Annotated in this window: 20 protein-coding genes and 1 pseudogene; 1 reads left to right on the top strand and 20 read right to left on the bottom strand. The window is 67.7% G+C overall.

Annotated features, from left to right (window positions below):
* Window positions 1–24: 24 nt before the first annotated feature.
* The 8 genes from FGL98_RS16400 to FGL98_RS16435 form a co-directional block, all read right to left on the bottom strand.
* On the bottom strand, window positions 25–288 hold the full coding sequence (locus tag FGL98_RS16400; RefSeq protein WP_146318417.1) for a DUF4229 domain-containing protein: 264 nt from the start codon (window positions 286–288) through the stop codon (window positions 25–27).
* Window positions 288–1,349 (bottom strand): c-type cytochrome biogenesis protein CcsB, encoded by a 1,062-nt coding sequence (ccsB, locus tag FGL98_RS16405; RefSeq protein ID WP_146318419.1) that lies wholly within the window; start codon window positions 1,347–1,349, stop codon window positions 288–290. The genes FGL98_RS16400 and ccsB overlap by 1 nt, the downstream gene beginning before the upstream one ends.
* Window positions 1,346–2,995 (bottom strand): cytochrome c biogenesis protein ResB, encoded by a 1,650-nt coding sequence (gene resB, locus FGL98_RS16410; RefSeq protein WP_146318421.1) that lies wholly within the window; start codon window positions 2,993–2,995, stop codon window positions 1,346–1,348. The genes ccsB and resB overlap by 4 nt, the downstream gene beginning before the upstream one ends.
* Window positions 2,995–3,744, bottom strand: a complete 750-nt coding sequence (locus tag FGL98_RS16415; protein ID WP_146318423.1) for a cytochrome c biogenesis CcdA family protein — start codon at window positions 3,742–3,744, stop codon at window positions 2,995–2,997. Before FGL98_RS16415 ends, resB begins: the two co-directional genes overlap by 1 nt.
* A 2-nt stretch (window positions 3,745–3,746) precedes the next feature.
* Entirely contained in the window at window positions 3,747–4,373 is a 627-nt protein-coding gene (locus tag FGL98_RS16420) for a TlpA family protein disulfide reductase (protein ID WP_146318425.1), read from the bottom strand.
* On the bottom strand, window positions 4,370–5,020 hold the full coding sequence (locus FGL98_RS16425) for a histidine phosphatase family protein (RefSeq protein ID WP_146318427.1): 651 nt from the start codon (window positions 5,018–5,020) through the stop codon (window positions 4,370–4,372). Before FGL98_RS16425 ends, FGL98_RS16420 begins: the two co-directional genes overlap by 4 nt.
* Window positions 5,017–6,366 (bottom strand): glutamate-1-semialdehyde 2,1-aminomutase, encoded by a 1,350-nt coding sequence (gene hemL / locus FGL98_RS16430; RefSeq protein WP_146318429.1) that lies wholly within the window; start codon window positions 6,364–6,366, stop codon window positions 5,017–5,019. The genes FGL98_RS16425 and hemL overlap by 4 nt, the downstream gene beginning before the upstream one ends.
* Window positions 6,367–6,444: 78 nt before the next feature.
* The gene (locus FGL98_RS16435) at window positions 6,445–6,900 is read right to left on the bottom strand and encodes a MarR family winged helix-turn-helix transcriptional regulator (protein ID WP_146318431.1); all 456 of its coding nucleotides are present in this window, start codon (window positions 6,898–6,900) and stop codon (window positions 6,445–6,447) included.
* A gap of 162 nt (window positions 6,901–7,062) precedes the next feature.
* On the opposite strand from FGL98_RS16435, the gene FGL98_RS16440 reads away from it, so the two are divergent.
* Window positions 7,063–7,593, top strand: a complete 531-nt coding sequence (locus tag FGL98_RS16440; RefSeq protein WP_146318433.1) for a YceI family protein — start codon at window positions 7,063–7,065, stop codon at window positions 7,591–7,593.
* Between the two features lie 993 nt (window positions 7,594–8,586).
* Here FGL98_RS16440 and FGL98_RS16445 read toward each other — a convergent pair.
* From FGL98_RS16445 to FGL98_RS16500, 12 genes and pseudogenes are all read right to left on the bottom strand, one after another.
* Window positions 8,587–8,805: pseudogene (locus FGL98_RS16445) on the bottom strand (D-alanyl-D-alanine carboxypeptidase family protein); the annotation flags it as partial.
* A gap of 63 nt (window positions 8,806–8,868) precedes the next feature.
* Complete coding sequence (locus FGL98_RS16450) at window positions 8,869–9,144, bottom strand: hypothetical protein (RefSeq protein ID WP_146318438.1); 276 nt, start codon at window positions 9,142–9,144, stop codon at window positions 8,869–8,871.
* A gap of 140 nt (window positions 9,145–9,284) precedes the next feature.
* On the bottom strand, window positions 9,285–10,268 hold the full coding sequence (hemB, locus tag FGL98_RS16455) for a porphobilinogen synthase (protein ID WP_146318440.1): 984 nt from the start codon (window positions 10,266–10,268) through the stop codon (window positions 9,285–9,287).
* 2 nt (window positions 10,269–10,270) lie between these two features.
* On the bottom strand, window positions 10,271–11,902 hold the full coding sequence (locus FGL98_RS16460; protein ID WP_146318442.1) for a bifunctional uroporphyrinogen-III C-methyltransferase/uroporphyrinogen-III synthase: 1,632 nt from the start codon (window positions 11,900–11,902) through the stop codon (window positions 10,271–10,273).
* On the bottom strand, window positions 11,899–12,987 hold the full coding sequence (gene hemC / locus FGL98_RS16465) for a hydroxymethylbilane synthase (RefSeq protein WP_146318443.1): 1,089 nt from the start codon (window positions 12,985–12,987) through the stop codon (window positions 11,899–11,901). Before hemC ends, FGL98_RS16460 begins: the two co-directional genes overlap by 4 nt.
* A complete protein-coding gene (locus FGL98_RS16470) occupies window positions 12,984–14,273 on the bottom strand; it encodes a glutamyl-tRNA reductase (protein ID WP_146318445.1) in 1,290 nt (429 codons plus the stop codon). The genes hemC and FGL98_RS16470 overlap by 4 nt, the downstream gene beginning before the upstream one ends.
* Window positions 14,270–14,971, bottom strand: a complete 702-nt coding sequence (locus FGL98_RS16475) for a redox-sensing transcriptional repressor Rex (protein ID WP_146318447.1) — start codon at window positions 14,969–14,971, stop codon at window positions 14,270–14,272. The genes FGL98_RS16470 and FGL98_RS16475 overlap by 4 nt, the downstream gene beginning before the upstream one ends.
* Before the next feature lie 159 nt (window positions 14,972–15,130).
* A complete protein-coding gene (locus FGL98_RS16480; RefSeq protein WP_146318449.1) occupies window positions 15,131–15,373 on the bottom strand; it encodes a glutaredoxin family protein in 243 nt (80 codons plus the stop codon).
* Between the two features lies 1 nt (window position 15,374).
* Window positions 15,375–16,610: a lysophospholipid acyltransferase family protein gene (locus tag FGL98_RS16485; RefSeq protein ID WP_246136595.1), complete on the bottom strand. Its 1,236-nt coding sequence runs from the start codon at window positions 16,608–16,610 to the stop codon at window positions 15,375–15,377.
* Window positions 16,603–17,592 carry an NAD-dependent epimerase/dehydratase family protein gene (locus FGL98_RS16490; protein WP_146318451.1) on the bottom strand — a complete coding sequence of 330 codons (990 nt, stop codon included), beginning with the start codon at window positions 17,590–17,592 and terminating at the stop codon, window positions 16,603–16,605. The genes FGL98_RS16485 and FGL98_RS16490 overlap by 8 nt, the downstream gene beginning before the upstream one ends.
* 111 nt (window positions 17,593–17,703) lie before the next feature.
* Window positions 17,704–17,802: a 30S ribosomal protein bS22 gene (locus FGL98_RS16495; RefSeq protein ID WP_146318453.1), complete on the bottom strand. Its 99-nt coding sequence runs from the start codon at window positions 17,800–17,802 to the stop codon at window positions 17,704–17,706.
* A gap of 204 nt (window positions 17,803–18,006) precedes the next feature.
* Window positions 18,007–18,207 carry a helix-turn-helix domain-containing protein gene (locus tag FGL98_RS16500; protein WP_146318520.1) on the bottom strand — a complete coding sequence of 67 codons (201 nt, stop codon included), beginning with the start codon at window positions 18,205–18,207 and terminating at the stop codon, window positions 18,007–18,009.
* Window positions 18,208–18,221 lie beyond the last annotated feature (14 nt).

An 18,221-nucleotide genomic window follows, 5' to 3' on the forward strand; every position in this document is an offset into this window, starting at 1 on the left:
GCGAAAGTGCCCAACTGGGCGGGGCTACGCTGACTTGCCGTCGACCTCGTCGTCCTCGTCCTCTTCGGCGGACCGGTACTCACGACCCGACTTCAGCCGGCGCTCCTCGACCTTGTGCTCGATCTGCGCGGCGAACTTCTCGCGCGGGCGGTTCAGGAAAACCAGCGACAGGACTGCCGAGATCGCGGCCGCCGCGATGAGCAGCAGCCAACTACGCAGTCCCGCGACCCAGAGTCCCAGGAAGACGATGATGAAGATGAAGATGCGGTAGAACGAGTACTGGATCATCACATTCCCGAGTAGGAGTGCATCCCGACGAAGAACACGTTGACGATCATGTAGTTCACCAGGATGCAGGCAAAGCCGGCGAGCGCGATATAGGCAGCCTTCTTGCCGGTCCACCCCGCCGTGAGCCGGGCGTGCAGATAGGCCGCGTAGACAACCCAGATGACCAGGGTCCACACCTCCTTGGGGTCCCACGTCCAGTAGCTGCCCCACGCCTTCTGTGCCCAGATCGAGCCGGCGATCAGGGTGAAGGTCCACAACGGGAAGGCGAGAATGATCACGCCGTATGAGGTGCGGTCCAGCACATCGGACTTCGGCATCGAATCCATGAACCGGAAGCGGGCGCCGCCCTCGGCCTGCCACTCCTCGTCCTTCTCCTCACGCCACAGCTGGATGAAGTAGAGGATCGTCAGACTGAAGGCGATGGTGAACAGCGCGATGGACAAGGTGGCCACGGTCACGTGGATCATCAGCCACGGACTCTTCAGTGATGGCAGCACCGAGCTGGCCGCGGTGTAGAACACCACCGCACAGAGCATCTCGACCAGCACCACCGGAGCGACCACGAAGAGGCCGAGCCAGCGCACGTCCTTGCGCAGGCTCCAGCCGAGGAACGCGACCATGACGAACATCGTCCCGACGGCAGCGAACTCGTACATGTTGGCGAGCGGCGGGCGATCGACGGACCAGGCCCGGAAGACGACGTTCGCCACCAGCAGCAGACCACCCAGCCAGGACAATGACATCCCGATGCCGGCCCACTTGCGCTTCTCCTCGGCGTCACCGCCTTCCGCGGGGTTCGCCGGCCGCGGGGCGCTGTCCAGCACCGCAGTGCCGCCACCGGCCCCTGTCGCGACCTTCTGGGCGACAGCAGAGTTCTCCAGTGCCTTGGCCCGTTCCGCCTCCCGCTCTTTGGCTCGAGCGTCGCGAGCGGGAAAGCCGGCGAGGTCGATGCCAAAGGCCAGCATCGCCAGAGTCAGCACGGCCGCCGACGACCATAAGAAGTGGATCGAGGCGGTGTTCAGGGCCGCGTTGGCCACGTGGTCGGTCGCTGCTGTGATCATGGTTTACCTGTCCGTTTCACAATCGACTCGAGGAGGTTGTCAAGCCCGACCGGGAGCCGAGGGTCCTCTCCCTTGGAGAGGCCACCAATGGTGACCAGGGTACGCCGGTCGTCCGGCTCCCCTTCATCGGCCGCGGCTGCGACCTTCACGAAGAGGCGCCGGCGCCGCAAAGTCATCGACATGATCAGCCCGAGCAGCGCCAGCAGCGCCCCGTAGAGGGCGGGCATCTTGCCCGGGTCGTACCGTACGGACAGCCCGGCCCAGCGGGGCACGGAGTCCAGGGTGATGGATCCGAGCTTGTCCGGCAGCTTCACGGTCTGACCGGGGCGGATCAGCAGTCGCAGCGGCTGGCCGTCGCTGCCCTTGACCTGGGTCATCTGCTGCGTGTCCAGGGTGTAGACCGACTGAGGAGAACCATCCGGGAAGAGGTTGCCCTCGTAGAGCCCGAGTACCAACGCCGGGTTGTTCAGCGCAGGGAAGGTCGAGGTCGGGCCCTGCGTGGAACTGAAGGAAGCCGTCGGCAGGAAGAACCCGAAGAAGCCGAGTTGTTTGGGGCTTGCGCCGGGCACCTTGATCGCACCGACCGACGTGTAGTTGTTGTTTTGCGGAAGGAACGGCGTCTCATCCGCGTAGAGGATCTGACCCTTCGCATTGCGCACGGTCACCTTCGGCGCGTACCCGTTGCCGAGCAGGTAGACCTCGGTGCTGGCGATGTCCAGCGCATGGTTGACCTCGATCGTGGTCGCCTTCGGCGCCATGTTCGGCAGCTTGGCGGTCACCGACGCGACGAAATCCCGGGGCTGGCCGTACTGAGGCGAAGTCGACGGCACATCGTGCTCGAACGTCACGTCCATGTGGTTGACGTTGATACTGAACGGGGTGAGGTTCGCGATGTTGACCAGAGGCCCGGTATCGAGCGTGTCATAGCGTGAGGCGGTGCTGGTGAATCCCTGCCCGGCCGGCACGATCACCTGACCGTTCCAGCCCACGAGGTGACCGTAGGCGACCGCGATGATGACGAAGACGAGGCAGGTGTGGAAGAGCAGGTTGCCCGCCTCACGCAGTCGTCCGCCCTCTGCTGCGATGGCCTGCGGCACGCCCTCCGCGGTGGTGTCCACCCGGAAGCGATAGCGCTTGGCGCGCAGGACGCTCTGGGCGGCCTGCAGCACGTCCTGAGGGCTTGCGTCGATCGTGCATTCGCGGTGTTCGGGCAGCCGGTCGAGGCGCCGGGGCATCTTAGGGATGGGGGCGTGTAGGGCCCGGACCTGCTTGCGCGTCCGGGGAATGATGCAGCCGAGCAGCGAGATGACCAGCAGTAGGTAGATCGCCGCGAACCAGGGGGAGCTGAAGACGTTGAAGAAGCCGAATCGGTCCAGCCACGGCCCGATGGTCCGGTGCTCGGCGAGGTAGTTCGTGACCCGCGTTGAGTCGATGTTGGTTTGCGGGAAGATCGACCCGGGCACCGCGGCAACCGCCAGGATCAGCAGCAGGAACAGCGCCGTACGCATCGAGGTCAGCTGCCGCCAGAGCCACCGCAACGTCCCGAAGAACCCCAGCTTGGGCTGCTGCGCCGGACTCTCGCGTCGCTCGCGCTTGCTCGCTTTCGCGGACTGGGCCGCGCTCTTGCGGTCAGTGGCGTTCGTCATCAGATCACCGGCTTGAAGCCGTCGACGCCGACCAGCGAGGTCTGGATCCACACGATGAAGTGCTCCCACACTCCGGCAACCATCAGAACTCCTACCGCGAGCATCAGCCCGCCACCAATCAACTGCACCGGACGATGGTGGTTCCGCAACCACCGCGATGCCCTCTCCGCACGGGTCCATCCCGCGGCGATCAACATGAACGGCACGCCCAGCCCCAGGCTGTAGAAGGCGGCAAGGATGATGCCGCGGGTCACGGTCGACCCCGCGCCACCGATCGGCGACGCCATGACCAGGATCGACCCGTAGACCGGCCCGATGCACGGGCTCATCCCGATCCCGAACACCACGCCGAGTAGCGGCGCCCCAACCAGCCCGGCCGTCGGCTTCCAGCGTACGGCGACGCCCCGCTGGCCGATGAAGCCCAGATAGACGAGGGCAAGCAGGATGACCAAGACCCCGCCGATGCGAAGTGTTGCGCCACGGTAGGCGCGGGTGAGGTCCATCGCCCAGCCGTAGGTGGCGGCGAGGCCGACCATGACCACGCTGAAGCCGACAACGAAGAGGAAAGCCCCCGTCACCAGCCGGGTTCTGCGACGCTCGTCGGTCAGACCGGTCACATAGCCGAGAAAGCCCGGCACGAGAGGCAGCACGCACGGAGAGGCGAAGGACACCGCACCGGCGAGCACGGACAACGCGATCGCGAGCGGCAGGCTGCCGCTCGCGACCATCGTGGCCGCATCAGCATGCACGTTCAGCTCTTCTCCTTCAGGACGTCCTGGACGAGGCCGGTCAGGGTGGACGCGGTGACCTGCCCGGAGACCCGTGCCGCGATGCGATGCTGCTGGTCCAGCACCAAAGTCGTGGGAGTGGTGACGACCTTGTTCTGCAGGTCGAGCAGCATCTGCCCACCGTCATCCCGCAGCGAAGGGTAGGTGACCTTCCACTTCGCGATGGTCGCAGCCGCTCGCGCCGGGGAGTCCTGCTGGTCCAGTCCCATCATGGCAACCGGCTGGCCCCCCTTCTGAAACTGCTTCCACGCCTTCTCCAGCTCCGGCATCTCCGCCTGGCATGGCGGACACCAGGCGCCCCAGACGTTCAGCACCAGGACCTTGCCCTTGACGTCGTTGGTCGACCACGGTTTGCCGGCCAGGGTCTCACCGGCGAAGGAGACCGGCTTTTTGCGCTCACTCCGACTCAGCTGCTCCACCGTGCCGTCGCCTGCCTGATAACCCTTATCATTGCCCTGGTTCGCCTGTGCCGCAATGGAATTCGCACTGCTGCTACATCCGGCGGCTCCGCCGATGACGCCGAGTGCGAGCACGGGCACCAAGACGCCGCGCAACAGTTTCCGGCGAAGACTTTGTGGGGTGACTCTCATGCGCCGACCGCCCCGGAGGCATTGGGGAGCAAGTCGCGTGCCGGCTCGGCATACCCGATCGACTCCAGCTCGGCGCCGAGGAAGGTCAGGCTGGTGACGGACGCGAGCGAGCACTGCCGCTTGCGGGGGTCGTGCCACAGCCGCTTGTCCGCGTAGTGCTGCCGGGCGGTCCACACCGGCAACTGGTGGCTGACGATGACCGCCTCGTGGCCGAGGGCCGCGTCGCGCGCATCAACGATCGCGGCGCTCATCCGCTCGGCGACCTCCTGGTAGGGCTCGCCCCAGGAGGGCTGGATCGGGTTGACCAGCTTGGGCCAGAAGCGGGGGTTCAGCAGCTGCGCGGGCTTCTTGCCGACGGTCAGACCCTCGAAGTCGTTCGCGGCCTCGATCACCCGGTCGTCGAGGGTGACGGGCAGTTTGAGGCGCTCGGCCAGTGGTTCCATCGTCTCTTGCGCACGCTCCAGCGGCGAGGAGACCAGATGGGTGATGGGGTGGCCACCGAGGTAGGCAGCGGCGCGCTGCGCCATCTCCCGGCCGAGGGCCGACAGGTGAAACCCCGGCATCCTTCCGTAAAGGACTCCACCGGGGTTGTCGACCTCTCCGTGGCGCACGAGATGCACGACGGTGCGGTCATCGCGGGACGTCATGCGGGTAGTGTCCCATCGCTGTCTGTGACTGCCCTGGCGGCGCCGGGAAGCGCGTCGATCACGGCGTTCACCGCCTCGTCGTCGTGCGCGGCACTGACGAACCACACCTCGAAGGCGCTCGGCGGCAGGTGGACACCCTGCCGCAGCATCGCGTGGAAGAACCGGGAGAACGCCGCCAGGTCCTGGTCCTTCGCATCGTCGTAGCACCGCACCGGTTCACCGCGGAAGAAGACACTGAACATCGAGCCGGCCCACTGCACCACATGCGGTACCCCGGCGAGGGTCAGCTGCTCGCTTGCCGCGTCCGCGATGGCGTGGCTGACCACGTCGAGCCGGGCGTAGACCTCGGGAGTGCAACCGCGCAGGTTGGCCAGTCCGGCCGCCGTGGCCACCGGGTTCCCGGAGAGGGTACCCGCCTGATAGACGGGCCCTTCGGGGGCCAGCTGCGCCATCAGATCGGCGCGACCACCGAAGGCGGCGGCGGGAAAACCGCCGCCCATCACCTTGCCGAAGGTGAACAGGTCGGGTGCGCTGCCGCCCTGCTCCCCCTCCAGGCCGTACCACCCGGCCGCCGAGCAGCGGAATCCCGTCATGACCTCGTCCGAGATCAGCAGCGCACCGTGCGCCCGGGTGATCTCCCGCAAGCCGGCTGTGAAACCTGGTGTGGGTGGGACCACGCCCATGTTGCCTGGCGACGCCTCGGTGATCACGCAGGCGATCTCGCTGCCGTGTTGGGCGAACGCCTGCCGCACCGCGTCTAGGTCGTTGTACGGCAGCACGATCGTCTCGTGCGCGCTCGAGGCGGGCACGCCGGCCGAGTCCGGCAGGCCGAAGGTGGCTACCCCGCTGCCGGCCGAGGCCAGCAGCGCATCCACGTGCCCGTGATAGCAACCGGCAAACTTCACGACCTTGTCCCGGCCGGTGGCACCGCGCGCCAGACGCAGCGCGCTCATCGTTGCCTCGGTGCCGCTGCTGACCAGTCGCACCTGCTCGACCGGCGCGACACGGGCCACGAGCTCTTCCGCGAGCGCCACCTCGTTCGCACTCGGCGCGCCGAACGAGAACCCTTTACGGGCGGCCTCCTGGACCGCCTGCTCGACCAGCGGGTGGGCATGCCCGAGGATCATCGGCCCCCAGGAGCAGATCAGGTCGACATAGCGGTTTCCGTCCACATCCGTCAGCCAGGCGCCCTTCGCCGCGTCGATGAACGGCGGAGTCCCGCCAACGGCGCCGAAGGCTCGGACCGGGCTGTTCACGCCGCCGGGGATCACCGCCCGCGCACGCCGCATCAGCGTGTCCGAGGCGGGCATGGAGCGCGACGTGGTAGAGGCGGGCCGGTGCGTCATGCACCCAGTGTCGCAACATCGATCCGAGTGGTATGCAGGGTGGTCGGTCGATGTGATCTGGCCCACTCGGGCCGGGGTCTACAACAGGTGCTCGCGAACCCGACCCATCGCATCGCCTACGGCCTGGAACTGCCCCGGCTCCAGCTGCGAAAGGAAGTGCTGACGCACCCCGACGACGTGCACCCGGGACGCACGCTCGATGGCCGCTCGACCGGTGTCGGTGAGCACCAGGCGGATGCCGCGGCGGTCGTCAGCACACGGTTCGCGGACCACCCAACCGCGGCCCGCCAGCCGGTTCGCCGTGTGCGTGACCCGACTCCTGGACTGGACGATCAGCGCAGCCAGCTCACTCATTCGCATCGACTGATCGGGCGCCTCGGACAGCATCGAGATCAGCTCGTACTCGGCAAGGGAGAGCCCGGCATTCTGCAACTCGTTGTCGAGGGCGGCCTCGAGAGCCCTGCTGGCGCGCAGATAGTTGCGCCACGACGTCTGCTCATCCTCGGTCAGCCATGGGATCTCGCCGTCGCTCATAGTGGTATCACCCTAGTGCGATCCCGTGGGTCTTTCGTGCGCAGCCATCCGCCATCTCCTAGTTGAATTTTCAATCACGTACGGTTACAGTTGCCCCCAGTAGCCGGCGCGTCAGGCGGAGCGCCGGCCGAACATCCACTCATCCGCCGACGAAGGAGCACGATGAGCACACTGACCGATCTGACCCCAGGCGTCTGGACCGTGGATGCCGCGCACAGCGAGGTGGCCTTCGTGGCGCGCCACCTGATGGTGACCAAGGTACGTGGCAAGTTCGAGCAGTTCGAGGCAGACGTCAAGGTCGGCGAGCAGCTGGAGGACTCCAGCGTGTCCGCGACGGTCCAGATGGTCTCGGTCAAGACCGGTTCCGAGGACCGCGACAAGCACCTGCGGACGAACGACTTCTTCGAGATCGACACCTATCCGACCATGACGTTCAACGCGTCGAACGTGACCTCGCGGACTCTCGAGGGCGACCTCACCATCAAGGGCGTCACCCAGCGGGTGACCTTCGACCTGGAGTTCGGCGGCGTCTCCCCCGACCCGTGGGGTGGCACCCGCGCCGGATTCGAGGCGACGACCACCATCCGCCGCAAGGAGTTCGGGCTGACCTTCAACGTCCCGGTCGAGGGCGGCGGCGCCCTGGTGAGCGAGAAGATCGACATCGTGCTCGACATCCAGCTCGTCAAGGCCTGATCACCGGCAGACCGAGCAACGCACGCGGAGGTCCACCGAGCAGGTGGGCCCCTGCCTGTGTGTGCGGCGCCTGGACGTGTCGGGATGCGCCCAGTTTGGACCCGCTCGCGGCGAAGATCCGTGGGCGTATGGCGCGTCGGGAGATCGCCTCGTCCGTCGCCGGTGACCGTTCCTCCCACGGACGCCCTCATGCCGTTCGCGTGCCTGGGGACCGGTGCCCCCTTGAGCGAGATCGCAATTTCCCGCCTCACTCCTGCTCGAGATCGCTTTCAGCTGGGCGTGTTTCGCAATTTCGGGCGAGACAATGCGATGCCGCGCGAGCGTATGGGCAGACCGTGCGACGTCGATACAGACCACTTGCCTTACGGGTTGGGTACCGACTCGGTCGCTCGCATGCAGCGTGGCCTCGCCTGACGACATCGACCGATGGAACGCCGCAGCCGACACCTAGGCCGCGATCATCGGCCAGCCCTCGAATTCGTTCTATCGCCGAGCCGAGCCGACGCTCAACGCCGTGATCGGCAACTCGGCGGGAAGCGAATTCTCGACGTGGGTTGCGGTCATGGCTGACTCGGCAGCCGGTACGCCAGGCAGGGGCAGATGTCGTGGGCGTGGACGGCAGTATGGCCCTCATCGACAAGGCCCGGGCGGCGGAGCCGAACGCCGCGTGGCTGGTGCGTGACCTGGACCACGGACTACCGCCCGCTCGAGGCCTACGTGCGCAGCCTCACGAAGACGTGTTTCGCCGTCACCGGCATGGCCGAGCCGCCGAGCCTGCCGCACTCGCTGCGACCCGAAGCCGAGTGGACAGACTACGAACGCCGCAAGGGGCCGCTGCCCGGTGAACGATCGTCATCCGGAGCAGGTTTGACCAACGACTGGTTCACCACATCGTCGAACCGTCGCCAACCGCTGGGCATACCGAGCTGCCGTCAGATCGGGCACCGCGGTCTCGGCAGGACGCTTGGGCGTTGTCTGCGCCCGAAGCCGCGCCTAGCGGTGCAAGAGGTTGGACTCCGCCTTGGTCACGGGCGCGTGCGCGCCGGGCAGGTGGAAGGCCTGCTCGAGCGTCTTCGTGTGTGATGACTTCAGGTAACCCGCCAGCCGGCTGCCGACATAGCGCAGGTGCCACGGCTCGTAGATGTAGCCGGTCACCTTCTCCTGCCCCAAGGGGTACCGCACTATGAACCCGTATGCCGCCGCGTGGGAGGCGACCCAGCGCCCGGGAGTCGAGGGTGGCGGGACTGGCCTCCAGCTTCTTGGGCGCGTACCGCCCTACGCCGATCTGCTTGTCGACCACCATCCAGCCGCTGCGCCGAACCGCTGTTGAGGTCGTCGTCGCGACCACGCCGGCCGGCTCGGCCACACCACGGGCCGCACCAGCAGCCGCGTGATGCTCGCCGCCTTGACGCTCACCGGCACCAGGACCCGGCCGTCGGGCGCGGCGGTGCCAATACCCAGCCGGGTGCCGTCGGGCGTCGTGCCCACAACGGTCGTGCTCGCCGGCGCATTCTGCAGCTGCGCGGCGACCACGACTCGTGTCGCGGTCACCGGCGCGGCCAGCGCGCGTCATCGCTGGACGACTTCCAGCGACGGGACTGGGCAGGATCAGCGCGGGCAGGAGGGCGGCAACGGGCACGGTGGCCGCCAGTCGGCTCGCATTCTTCAGGGCCGGCGGCGTGGCTGCCTCCTCACCGCTCGCGCAGGCGGCGGGCGACCTCGGTGGCGTAGTAGGTCAGAATCATCTGCGCGCCGGCTCGACGAATCGACACGAGTGACTCCAGCACCATCCGGTCCCGGTCGATCCAGCCGTTGGCGCCGGCAGCCTCGATCATCGCCATCTCACCACTGACCTGATACGCCGCGACCGGCACGTCGCTCACCTCCGCCACCGACCGCAGGACGTCCAGGTAGGGCAGTGCCGGCTTGACCATCACAATGTCCGCGCCCTCGGCCAGGTCGAGACGCAGCTCTCGCAGCGCCTCGGTCGCGTTGGCCGGATCCTGCTGGTAGGTCGAGCGGTCCCCCTCGAGGGTCGACTCAACGGCCTCCCGGAACGGCCCATAGGCCGCCGACGCGTACTTCACGGCATACGCCAGGATCACGGTGTCCTGGTGGTCGGCCTCGTCCAGCGCCGCCCGGCAGGCGGCCACCTGACCGTCCATCATCCCGGACAGCCCGACCACGTGTGCTCCGGACTCGGCCTGCACCACGGCCATCTCCGCATACCGCTGGAGGGTCGCGTCGTTGTCGACCCGGCCCTGCTGATCCAGCACACCGCAATGCCCGTGGGAGGTGAACTCATCCAGGCACAGGTCGGCCATGAGCACCGTGGTGTCACCCAGCACATCCCGCAGGCGGCGCAGACCCCGGTTCAGTATGCCCTTCGGGTCCGTTGCGCCAGAACCGATCTCGTCATGCTGTTGGGGTACGCCAAAGAGCATCAGGCCGCCGACTCCGGCATCGACCGCCTCGCGTGCGGCCTGCACGAGAGAGTCCAGGGTGTGCTGCTGAACGCCGGGCATGGAGTCCAGCAGCACCGGCTCGTCGATGCCTTCCTTGACGAACATCGGCAGGATCAGCTCGGCCGGATGCAGCCGGTTCTCGCTGACCAACCGCCGCACCGCGGCGGTCTGACGCAGCCGCCGTGGGCGTTCGGGGATCGGACCGCTCACGCTCAGGCCTTCGCCTTCCGCCGCGAGGAGGACTTCTTCTTCTCGCTGGGACGACGCACCGGCTCGCCGGCCTCGATCGCGGCAAGTGCCAGGCCACGGCCATACCCGGCAAGCGCGTCGACAAGTGCGTCGGCCGTCGGCTCCGCGGCCATCACGTCGACGCGTAGTCCGTGCTCCTCCGCCGTCTTGGCCGTTGCCGGACCGATGCAGGCAACCACGGTCGTCGAGTGCGGCTTGCCCGCGATGCCGACCAGGTTGCGCACGGTGGAACTCGAGGTGAAGCAGACCGCATCGAACCGGCCGGCCTTGATCGCCTCGCGAACCTCCGGGGCGGGCGGCGCCGCACGCACGGTGCGGTAGGCCGTGACGTCGTCGACCTCCCAGCCCATCTGCTCCAGACCGGCAACCAGCGTCTCGGTGGCAATATCGGCCCGCGGCAGGAAGACCCGGTTGATCGGGTCCAGCAGGCTGTCGTATGCCGGCCAGGCGTCGAGCAGGCCCTTGGCGGACTGATCCTCCGTCGGCACGAGGTCCGGCTCCAGACCCCACGTGCGCAGCGCCTGCGCCGTCACACCCCCAACCGCTGCGATCTTCAGTCCGGCGAACGCTCGAGCGTCCAGCCCGAACTCGACGAACTTCTCTCGGACCGCCCGCACGGCGTTCGCGGAGGTGAAACCGATCCACTCGTAGCGACCGGTAACCAGCCCCTTGATGGCACGTTCCATCTGCTGCGGCGTCCGCGGCGGTTCGACGCTGATCGTCGGCACGATGTCGCTGGACGACCCGTAGGAGGCAAGCCGGTCGGTCATCGAGGCGGCCTGCTCCTTGGTGCGCGGCACCAGCACATTCCAGCCGAAGAGCGGCTTGCTCTCCCACCAGGACAGCTTGTCCTGCAGGTCGACCGTGCTCCCGACGACGGTCACGGCGGGCGGTGTCAGCCGGACGGTCTTCAGGGCGGTCGCCGCCTCGCCGAGCGTGGTGCGATGCGTCGACTGCCGGATCGTCGTGCCCTGCTGGGTCACCGCGACCGGGGTCTGCGGGTCACGGCCGGCCTCCAGCAGGCGCCGCAGGCCCTCGCGGATCGCATTCGGCTCGCCCAGGATGACCACGGTCGTGCTGGCGTCGATCGAACGACTCCAGTCGACCCGAGCGTCCCCGGATGGGATCACGTGCACGGCACGAGACGACCTGCTGGTCAACGGCACACCCGCGTACGCGGGAACCGCAGAGGCTGCGCTGACACCCGGGACGATCTCAAAGGCGATGTCCGCGTTGTGGCAGGCAACAGCCTCCTCGGCCAGTCCGTTGAACGTGGCCGGGTCGCCGTCCATGAGGCGCACCACCAGCGGTTCCCCACTGACGCGTGCGGCCTGCTTGGCCGCCCTCACGACCAGCTTGGCTCGTGACGCCGTCGTCAACGGCTGGCCGGTCTGGCCGTGGCCGGCGTCGACGATCTCGACATCCGGGCGGGCAACCCGAGCGACGAAGTCCTCACGGGCGACCTGGTCGATGACCACGACGTCTGCACGCCGCAGCAGCTCGACAGCACGCATCGTCAAGAGCCCCGGGTCGCCGGGGCCGGTCCCGACGAAGGCGACGCTGGCCGGAATCTTGGTCTGATTGGTGGTGCTCACTTTTCACGCTCCGCAGCGCTGGTTGGGACATGTCGGCTGTTGTCTCGTATGACGGTCGGGGAGCTACCCGTCCTGGTGGCTGCCTCGGCGCGACCGGTCGGTGGTCGCTCACCGGGCGCTGGGTCCGGGGGTTGCCCGGCCGGTAGGTCAATAATTTCGCCTGCACCGTCCTCGAGCAAGATCCGCGCAAGGTCGGCGCCAAGCTCGGCTGCCCTCTTCGCAGGACCATTGGTGGAACGACGCAGGTCGAAGGAGCCGTCCACGGTGCCCGCGAAGGCGCGCAGAGAGATCTCCAGACTCCCGTCGACGTCCTCGGTGACCTCCGCAAGAGCTCCGATCGGTGCGGAGCAGCCGGCCCCGAGTGCTCCCAGCAGGGCGCGTTCGGCGGTCACGGCCGCGCGGGCATCGGCATCCTCGAGCGCGACAACCGCGGCACGGATCGGGGCGTCATCCGCGCGCACCTCAAGGGCGAGCGCACCCTGACCTGGGGCGGGCAGCATCTGCACCGGTTCGAGAGTCTCGGTGATCTGCTGCGTCAGCCCGAGCCGGTCGAGACCGGCACGGGCCAGGATCACCCCGTCCAGCTCACCGTCTCGCACATACCCGAGTCGCGTCTCGACGTTGCCGCGGACGGCCTTGATGGTCAGGCCGAGGCCGAGCGCCATGAGCTGCGCGGCGCGGCGTGGTGAACCGGTGCCGATGACCGAGCCCGGCGGCAGCTCGCCCAGCGTCAGCCCGTCACGTGCCACCAGCGCGTCCCGCGCGTCCGCCCGCCTCGGGACGGCGGCCACGACAAGACCGGGTTCGGGTGCGACGGGTAGGTCCTTCAGGGAGTGGACGGCGAGGTCGACACGCTGCTCGGTCAGTGCGTGACGGATCGCCGCGGCGAACACGCCGGCGCCACCCATGGTCGCCAGCGGCGCCTTGGACACGTCGCCCTCGGTCACCACCTCGACGAGCTCGACCTCGTGGCCGTGCTGCACGAGCAGGTCGGCGACCCACTGGGACTGGGTGACCGCCAGCCGGCTGCGCCGGGTGCCGAGCCGGATCTTCAGACCCGACGACGTCGTGGGGTGGTCACTCATGCGAGATCACCGCCTTTGGGGAGCTGGGACACGCGCGACTCGTGCGGGTCCAGGTCGAACAGCTGCTGCAGGAGCTGCGCCACGTCCGTACCATTCTCGCGTCCCGCCATCTGCTTCATCCGCACCGTCGGCGTGTGCAAGATCTTCTCCACCACACGGTGCATCGCCAGGCGCACCTGCGCAAGTTCATCCGGCGAGAGGTCCAATCGACTGTCCAGCCGGGTCAGCTCGGCGTCCATCACCGTCACCGACTGGGCCCGCAGTGCGGCCACCGTTGGGATGATGGCCGACTCACGGCGCCGGACCAGGAAGTCGGCAACTGCGCCGGTCACCAGGTCCTGCACGCGACGCACCTGGTCGTGCTCGCCGCTGTCACCGGTGCCGGATCGGCCCAGGTCCTCCAGGGTCACCAGCGTCACCCCGTCCCGGGCAGCGACCTGCGGGTCGATGTCACGCGGCAGCCCGAGGTCGACCAGCACTTGCCGCCGATCGCCGGCGGGAAGTTCGGCGATGCCGATCACGTGCCCCACGGCCCCCGTGCAGGACACCACGACATCGGCTGCGGCAAGCGCCTCCGGGAGCTGCGTCCACGGGCGCCAGCTCGCACCGGTCGCGCTCGACAGCCGTTGCGCCTTCTCGCTGGTGCGGTTGACGATGACCAGCTCGGCCACTTCGGCCCTGGCCACCGTGTGCGCGGCGAGCCCGCTCATGGCGCCGGCTCCGACGACCACGACGCGCTGGTCGTGGAGGTCCCCGAGCGAGCCCTCCACCATCCGCAGCGCGCGCTGCACGAGCGAGCGGCTGACTTGGTCGATTCCGGTCTCCGTGTGTGCTCGCTTGCCGATCCGCAACGCCTGCTGGGCCAGGGTGGAGAGGCCGGCGCCGAGGTGCTTGTCCCGCTGGGCGGTCTGCAGCGCATCCCGCAGCTGGCCCAGGATCTGACTCTCGCCGACGGCGACGGAGTCCAGCCCGGCGGCCACCGAGAAGAGGTGCGCCACCGCACGGTCCTCGAAGTGGACATATAGGTGATCGCGCAGCTGGTCGATCGGCACCGCGGTGACGTCCGAGAGGGACTGCGAGATGTCGGTGACGGCCCCGTGGAACGCCTCCACCTCTGCGTACACCTCGAGGCGGTTGCAGGTGGAGAGCAGCACATGATCGGCCACGTGCTCCGAGCGCGCCAAGAGCTCGGTCAGCTGCTGCTGCCGATTACTCGCCAACACGACACGCTCGAGCAGCTCGACCGCTGCGGTGCGGTGCGAGATACCCACGACAACAAGGCTCACCGTGCCGCCTCCGCCACTCGTGCGGCATGGACGCCCAGGCGCGCGGCGTCATCGTCCTCGTCACGGCCCCGCTGCTCATGAAAGGCCAGGATCTGCAGCTCCGTCGCAAGATCCACCTTGCGCACCTCGACACCTTCCGGCACCTGCAGGACGCACGGTGCAAAGTTGAGGATCGAGCGGACCCCCATGCGGGTCATCTGGTCAGCAACGTCCTGGGCCGCCGTCGGCGGGGTCGCAATCACGGCGATGAGCCCGTCCCCCGCAACCATCGCCAGCTCGTCGAACCCGATCACGGTCAGTCCGGCGATGACCGTGCCGATGACCTCCGGGTCCTCGTCGACCAGCCAGCGCACCTTGAACCCGCGGGTCGCGAAGCCGCTGTAGGCCGCCAGCGCGTGGCCGAGGTTTCCCATCCCGACGATCGCGACCGCCCAGTCGTGCTGCAGACCGAGCTCTCGAGCGATCTCGTCGGAGAGCCGCGCAACGTCGTAACCCACGCCGCGAACCCCATACGAACCCAGGTGTGACAAATCCTTGCGCAGCCCCGTCGAGCGGACCCCCGCGGCCTGCGCGAGATCCTCCGATGAGACGACGTCGATGCCGGCTGCAGTCAGCGCGCGAAGGGCGCGCAGATACACCGGTAGCCGCGCCACGGTCGCGTCGGGAATGTCCCGACGGGTGCCAGGTGCCTGGGTCATATGGCTCCGACTCCTCCCGTCGTGGGCAGTGCGTATATCAAACGCCTGCACCAGAGGATCTAAGACCCCCCGAGAATAGGTCTTTGTGAACGCGCGCACAAAGTCGCGAAAACGATCGGAAGGTGCTATGACCCTTCACGTCCGGGCAGAACCGGCAGGTCAGGCGCCGAGAGCGACCCGCAACCGGCCCTCGTCGACTCGCCAGTAGTCGTGCTGCCGGCCGTCCACCAGCGTGACCGGAATCTGCTCGGCATACCTGCTCATCAGGTCGGGGTCATCGAGTATGGACAGCTCGGCCCAGGCAAGGCCGAGGTCCGCGGCGACTCGTGCAATGACCTCCCGGGCGTCATCGCACAGGTGACAGCCCGGTTTGCCGATCAAGGTGATCCGTGGTGCGGTCATCTCAGAAGAACACCGAGCGGCGCCTCGAGAGCAGCGAGTACAGCGTCTGCTGGATGGTCTCCCGCACCTGATCGGACAGCTCGAGGACGACCATCGGGTCCTCTGCCGCGGCCACGCCGTAGGACGCGGTCTCGATCGGTTCGCCGAACTCGATGATCCACTTGCTCGGCAACGGAATCGCACCGAGCGGCCCCAACAGCGGAAACGTGGGCGTGATCGGGAAGTAGGGGAAGCCGAGCATTCTGGCCAGACCCTTCGCATTGCCCATCATCGGGAAGATCTCCTCCGCCCCCACGATCGAGCAGGGGATGATCGGGGCGCCGGCGCGCAACGCAGCCGTCACGAAACCACCGCGGCCGAAGCGTTGGAGGCGGTATCGCTCACCGAACGGCTTGCCGATGCCCTTGAACCCCTCCGGAAAGACCATCGTGAGCTCTCCCGACGCCAGCAGTCGTTCCGCATCCGGGTTGGCGGCCAGCGTGGCACCGGCCTTGCGCGCCAGCGATCCGACCAGCGGCGACTGGAAGACCAGATCGGCGCCGAGTGAGCGGACGTATCGATGCCGACGATGCGCGTCGTGGATCGCCACCTGCGTCATCAGCCCATCGATCGGCACCGAGCCGGAATGGTTGGCCACGACAAGTGCGCCCTGGTCGTCCGGGATGTTCTCGATGCCGCGCACCTCGACGCGGAACCAGTGCTGGTAGAGCGGGCGCAGCAGCGGCAGCCACACCTCTTCGGTGAAGTCCGCGTCGAAGCCGAAGTCGTCGATGTCGTAGTCACCCGTCAGTCGGCGACGGACAAAGGCCAGGGTCTGGGCCACCCGGCGCTCCAGCTCGGCGCCCTCCAGGCCCGCTGCCGAGCCGGCGGCACGCAGCATCCACACCGCCGCGTTGACCGCCGCCTCGATCGTCATGCCGGGCAGGCCCGGGATGACCGGCTGGTCCTGGATCCGGGCCGGCGCCGCCGGCCCGGACTCGCCGACGACCGGGTCCGGAACAACGCGTAGTGCCCGCTCCGGGGCGGTCCGCGATGGTTGGGTGAACGCGCTCCGGGGCGGCCGTTTGCGACTCGCCGTCGAGGTCTGCCCGGCGGGTGTGTCTGCCTTCGCCCGCCCGCTCACCCTCGTGGACTCGGACCCGTTGCGACCCGGCGTCGGTCGCTCGGTCTTCTTCACCGTCGCCTTTCGCGCTGCGGTCTTCCTCGCCGGTCGGGACTTCGACTGGTCCTCAGGCACGCGACCCTCCTGTTACTGCATCCAGTAGTCCACGTGCCGGCCCGTTCCGGAATGCGTCTTCGAAGACCTCACGAGTCGTCATCGTGGGCTCAAGGCCCAGGTCGACCCGCATCCGCGTTGTGTCGATCCCACGCCCGAAGCACAGGAAGTCCATCTGCTCGGCATCGAACTGGCCCCACCCGAGATACCGTGCGGTCTGTTGGACCAGCGGCGCCGACTGCGCCACGACCGGAATCGTGCGGAGGCGCGCCAGCCGCGCCGCCTGCCGGATCGTCAGCATTCCGTCACCGGCGACGTTCACGATGCCGGTGACCTGGCCGTGGACGGCGAGCCGAAGGGCCGCCGCCGCGTCGACCAGACCGAGCAGCTGGAAACGGCCGTCGAAACCCAACGGGACCGGCAGCGCCGGCAGGCTGAAGTAGTCGGATAACGCGGTGCGGAGCCCCGGTCCGATGATGGACGCCGTCCGCAGCATGCACACGTCGACCCCCGGACTGCGTCGCGCGAACCCGCGAATGTAGGTCTCGATGTCGACCGAGTCCTTGCCGAGCCCGCCAAGCGCCCCCCGCTTTGCGGTCATCTCCTCGGTAAACATCGCCGGGTCCCGTGGTGAGGAGCCGTAGACCGTCGAAGACGACTTCGCGACCAGGCGCTCGAGAGTGTCTGCCTTCTGGCACGCGGCAAGCAGTTGCATGGTGCCGATGACATTGATCTCCTTTTGAGAACTGCGGCTGCCCGCCTGACGGGATGTCGCAAGGACCCCCAGGTGCAGCACCGTGTCGACCCGCTCCTGGCTGAGGATCTTGCCGATCATCGGGTTGCGAATGTCGGCGCGGACGAACTGCGCGCGGCCCATGTCGTGCAGCGGCGGCACCGCGTCGACACCGATGACCCGCTCGAGCTGCGGGTCGTTGCTGAGGGTCCGCGCCATGAGACCACCGAGCACACCGGATACACCGGTCACCAGCACGACGTTCGCCATGGCCTCTTCCTCCTTGCCCCGAATACCGAAAGTCTAAGGCGAGGTGCTGAATGACGAAGACCCCGTCAGTCATGTGGACTGGTGCGGGGTCTTGGTCTGCGAGGTCGCGGACTACTTCTTGTTACGACGCTGGTGACGCGTCTTGCGCAGCTGCTTGCGGTGCTTCTTCTTGGCCATGCGCTTGCGGCGCTTCTTGATGACGGATCCCATACGTGAGCTGTCCTAACTAGTCGTTGCCGGTGAGGGCGCTGGTCGTGCTCTGGCCGCCGGCGGTGCGTGCCCCAACCACCGGCGCATCCAGCTACCGCTCGCGGCCGAGTGACCTCGACGCAACCCGCGCGGCAGAAAGCATACGCTCGAAGGGTACGGCATACCGCTACGGCGGCAGAATCGACCCGGCCGGAAGGGCCGCCGTCAGGCCGTGCCCATGTAGGACTGGTTCAGGTAGTCGTTGACGGCCTGCTCCGGCACTCGGAAGGACCGCCCGACCCGAACGGCAGGCATCTCGCCGCTGTGCACCAGTCGATACACGGTCATCTTGGACACGCGCATGATGGCCGCGACCTCGGCAACGGTCATGAAGTTGACCTCGCCGATCTGATGCTCCTGCGCCATGGCATGTCCCTTCC

The sequence above is a fragment of the Leekyejoonella antrihumi genome (assembly GCF_007845645.1).
Lineage (GTDB): Bacteria > Actinomycetota > Actinomycetes > Actinomycetales > Dermatophilaceae > Leekyejoonella > Leekyejoonella antrihumi.